This is a genomic window from Pseudomonas sp. 05T35, assembly GCF_056396605.1.
Window position 1 is genome coordinate 1 of sequence record NZ_JBFTLU010000392.1, and the last position, 4414, is coordinate 4414.

General features: G+C 62.5%; 3 protein-coding genes and 1 pseudogene. All 4 read right to left on the reverse strand.

Annotation, left to right across the window (positions count from 1 at the left end):
* Positions 1–304: pseudogene (locus AC1DH9_RS23545) on the reverse strand (histidine kinase); the annotation flags it as partial.
* Positions 305–435: 131 nt separating this feature from the next.
* A complete protein-coding gene (kdpC, locus tag AC1DH9_RS23550) occupies positions 436–981 on the reverse strand; it encodes a potassium-transporting ATPase subunit KdpC (protein ID WP_477808870.1) in 546 nt (181 codons plus the stop codon).
* A 54-nt stretch (positions 982–1035) separates the two neighbouring features.
* Positions 1036–3114 carry a potassium-transporting ATPase subunit KdpB gene (kdpB, locus tag AC1DH9_RS23555; protein ID WP_477808871.1) on the reverse strand — a complete coding sequence of 693 codons (2079 nt, stop codon included), beginning with the start codon at positions 3112–3114 and terminating at the stop codon, positions 1036–1038.
* An 11-nt stretch (positions 3115–3125) separates the two neighbouring features.
* Positions 3126–4414: potassium-transporting ATPase subunit KdpA (kdpA, locus tag AC1DH9_RS23560; RefSeq protein ID WP_477808872.1), on the reverse strand; the 1289-nt coding region annotated here is incomplete at its 5' end.

Sequence of the window (4414 nt, forward strand, 5' to 3'; positions counted from 1 at the left end):
GTTTCGGCTTGGCCTTGAGCAGGCCATCGAGGTCCATTTCCTCGAGCATCACGCCACGGTATTCCGAGCGCACCAACGGCAACTGCGGCAAACCGCCGAGCAGCGCTTCGGTTTCCGCCCGACCGTGGGTTTCCACCACCCCGGCCATGACTTTCACGCCTTGTCGCAGCTGGGTGTGGGCGGCTTGCAGCATGGCGTAGGTCTTGCCGACACCGGGGGCGGCACCGAGAAAAACCTTGAGCCGGCCACGACCATCACGGGGCAAATCTGCTAACAGTGCGTCGGCGCGGCCGGAGTCGCTCATGCTTGAAAGTCTCTGTTTGTCTGTTGTTCAGGTGGTGATTGCAAAACCGTCATCGCGAGCAGGCTCGCTCCCACAAGGACAGTGATGAACCCGTGGGAGCGAGCCTGCTCGCGATTGGCGGCCGCACAGTCTTACAACTTCTCCAGCGCGATGTTCAGTTCCAGCACATTCACCACCGGCGGTCCTACCAGCGGCTGCTCGATGTGCGCGTCCACCAACTGCTCGACCGTCGATATCGGCAGATTGCGCGCCGCCGCAACCCGCGACAGTTGATAGGYAATTGCCGCCGGAGGCAAGTGTGGATCGAGGCCGCTGCCAGAGGTGGTCAGCAATGCCAAGGGCACCGGCCCCTGGCCTGGCACCAGCAGTTTGTTGGCATCGTCGATCACCCGGGTCGCGAGTGCCGGATTACTCGGTGCCAGGTTACTTGCACTGCTTGAGACGGTCGCAAATGCGCCCGCCGATGGCCGTGGATGGAACCACGCATCACCGACAAAATCCTGGGCAATCAGGGACGAACCGCGCACCTTGCCATCGGCGTCACGCACCAGGCTGCCATTGGCCTGATCAGGGAACGCCACCTGGGCGACACCGGTGACCACCAGTGGATAAGCGACGCCGGTGATCAGGGTCATCAGGACCAGCAGGCTCAAGGCCGGACGAATCATTGTGGACATCATCAAATCCTCAATTCAGGTAAAACGCCGCGCCCGGGGYGCGGCGTGCAGCAGTTACACCAAGTGCAAAGCAGTCAGCAGCATGTCAATCAGCTTGATGCCCACGAACGGCACCACGATGCCGCCCACGCCGTAGATCAGCAGGTTGCGGCGCAGCAGGTGTGCAGCGCTCGCGGCCTGCACGCGTACCCCGCGCAGGGCCAACGGGATTAGTCCGACGATAATCAAGGCGTTGAAGACGATGGCCGAGAGAATCGCGCTCTGCGGACTGCTCAGGTGCATGATGTTCRGCACGCCCAGTTGCGGGTAGATCGAGGCAAACAGCGCCGGCAGGATGGCGAAGTACTTGGCCACGTCGTTGGCGATGGAAAACGTCGTCAACGCGCCGCGCGTCACCAGCAACTCTTTACCGATCTGCACCACGTCCAGCAGCTTGGTCGGATCGCTGTCGAGGTCGACCATGTTCGCGGCTTCGCGCGCGGCCTGAGTCCCGTCGTTCATTGCCATACCGACGTCAGCCTGAGCCAGCGCCGGCGCATCGTTGGCACCATCACCGCACATGGCGACCAGACGCCCGTCGTTCTGCTCGTGACGAATGCGGGCGAGTTTTTTCTCCGGCGTCGCTTCGGCCAACACGTCATCGACACCGGCTTCAGCGGCAATTGCCGCCGCGGTCAGCGGGTTGTCGCCGGTCACCATCACCGTGCGAATCCCCAGCTTGCGCAGTTCGGCAAAACGCTCGCGAATGCCCGGCTTGACCACGTCCTTGAGGTGGATCGCACCGAGCAATTTGCCCTCGGCACACACCAGCAATGGCGTACCGCCGCTTTGGGCAATCTTGTCGATTTCCCGGGACATCGCCGGCAGTATCTCGGCACGCGTCAGGCCAACGAAGGCCAGCACCGAATCCACCGCGCCCTTGCGGTAGACACGGCCCTGATAGTCAACGCCAGACAAGCGGGTTTCGGCACTGAACGGTACAACGGTCAGCACCTCGGTGGACGGTTCAGCCTGTGGATGAAGTCCGCGCAGGTACTCGACGATCGACTTGCCTTCGGCCGTGTCGTCGGCCAGCGAAGCGAACAGCGCACCTTCCGCCAGTTCCTTGGCGCTGACACCCGGCGCGGCATAAATCGCGGTGCAGCGACGGTTACCGAAGGTGATGGTGCCGGTCTTGTCCAGCAGCAACACATGCACGTCGCCCGCCGCTTCTACCGCACGGCCGGATTTGGCGATCACGTTCAGCCGTACCAGACGGTCCATGCCGGCGATACCGATGGCCGACAACAAACCGCCGATGGTGGTTGGGATCAGCGTCACCAGCAGCGCCACCAGGAACACCAGCGGCAGGTTGCCGTTGGCGAAGTGGGCGAACGGCTGCAAGGTCACGACCACCACCAGGAAGATCATGGTCAGGCCGATCAGCAGGATATCCAGCGCCACTTCGTTCGGGGTTTTCTGGCGTTTGGCGCCTTCAACCAGGGCGATCATGCGATCCAGCGTCGACTCACCGGGATTCGCGGTAATGCGCACCAGCAACCAGTCAGACACCAGTCGAGTGTTGCCGGTGACCGCCGAGCGGTCACCGCCGGACTCGCGAATCACCGGTGCGGATTCACCGGTAATCGCCGCTTCGTTGACCGCGGCAATACCTTCGATCACCTCGCCGTCGCCGGGAATCATCTCGCCGGCTTCGACGCGAACCACATCACCTTTGCGCAGGCTGACTGCTGGCACTACCTGAAAGCTGCCATCGGCTTTCTTGCGCCGAGCGCTCAAGCCTTCGCTGCCGGCCTTGAGGCTGTCGGCACGGGCCTTGCCACGACCTTCGGCCAAAGCTTCGGCGAAGTTCGCGAACAACACGGTGAACCACAGCCACAGGGCAATTTGCGCCGCCACAAACGTCGGCACTGCCGGATCTGGAATCACGCACAACACGGTGGTGAGGATCGCGGTCAGTTCGACCACCAGCATCACCGGCGAGCGCTTCAACTGCCGTGGGTCGAGCTTGACGAAGGCTTGCACCAGCGCCGGCCGCCACAGGGCCGAGATCGCGGTTTTCGGTTGCTCGACAGGTTGCGCCGGCACAACGTGTGGTGCGGCTTTTTTCGATACACGAACGGGCATATTCATCATCAAATCCCTCAGAAGCCCAGGCTCAAGTGTTCAGCGATAGGCCCCAACGCCAGGGTCGGCAGGAAGGTCAGGCCCCCCACCAGCAAAATGGTCACCGTCAGCAATGTCACGAACAGCGGACCATGGGTCGGGAAGCTGTTCTGGCCAATCGGTGCGGTTTTCTTCATCGCCAGGCTGCCGGCCAGGGCCAGTACCGGGAGGATGTAGCCGAAGCGCCCGATCAACATGCCCAGGCCCAGCATCAGGTTATGGAAGGGCGTATTGGCGTTCAGGCCGCCGAATGCCGAACCGTTGTTGGCGCTGGCGGAGGTGTAGGCGTACAGCAACTGGCTGAAACCGTGGGGGCCGGGGTTGCTGATGGTTCCCGCAGGGCCAGGCAGGCTCGCCGCAATGGCACCCAGTACCAGCACGCCGATCGGCATCACCAGCAAGGTCACCACCAGCAACTGGACTTCCTTGGCTTGCAGTTTCTTGCCGAGGTATTCCGGTGTACGTCCGATCATCAGACCGGCGAGGAACACCGCGATCAGCACGTTGAGCAACATGCCGTAGAGACCGGCGCCGACGCCGCCGAAGATCACTTCGCCGACCATCATGTTGATCAGCGCGACCATGCCGCTCAGCGGGTTGAGGCTGTCATGCATACCGTTGACCGAGCCGTTGGAGGCTGCGGTGGTGGTCACCGACCAGAGCACGGTCGCGGTGGTACCGAAGCGTGCTTCCTTGCCTTCCAGCGGTGCAGCCTGTTCGACCGCAACATTGTTCAGGGTCGGGTTCGGCTGGTATTCAGCCCACAGCGACACCGCGCCACCGATCAGGAACAGCGCGAGCATGCAGGCGATGATCGCCCGGCTCTGACGCAGGTCCTTGACGTAATGGCCGAAGGTGAACACCAGCGCCACCGGGATCAGGATGATCGACGTGACTTCGAACAGGTTGCTCCAGGCCGTCGGGTTCTCGAACGGGTGCGCCGAGTTGACGCCGAAGAAGCCACCGCCGTTGGTACCCAATTGCTTGATCGCAATCTGGCTGGCGGCAGGACCCAGTGGGATCACTTGATCCACGCCCTGCATCGTCAGCGCATTCACGTAATGAGCGAAGGTTTGTGGCACGCCCTGCCAGACCAGGAACAGCGCCAGCAACAGGCACAGCGGCAGCAGTCCGTAGAGGGTGGCGCGGGTCATGTCGACCCAGAAGTTACCGAGGGTTTGCGCCGATTTGCGACCGATGCCGCGACACAAGGCAACCAGAACAGCCAGGCCGGTGGCGGCGCTGACGAAGTTCTGCACGGTGAGGC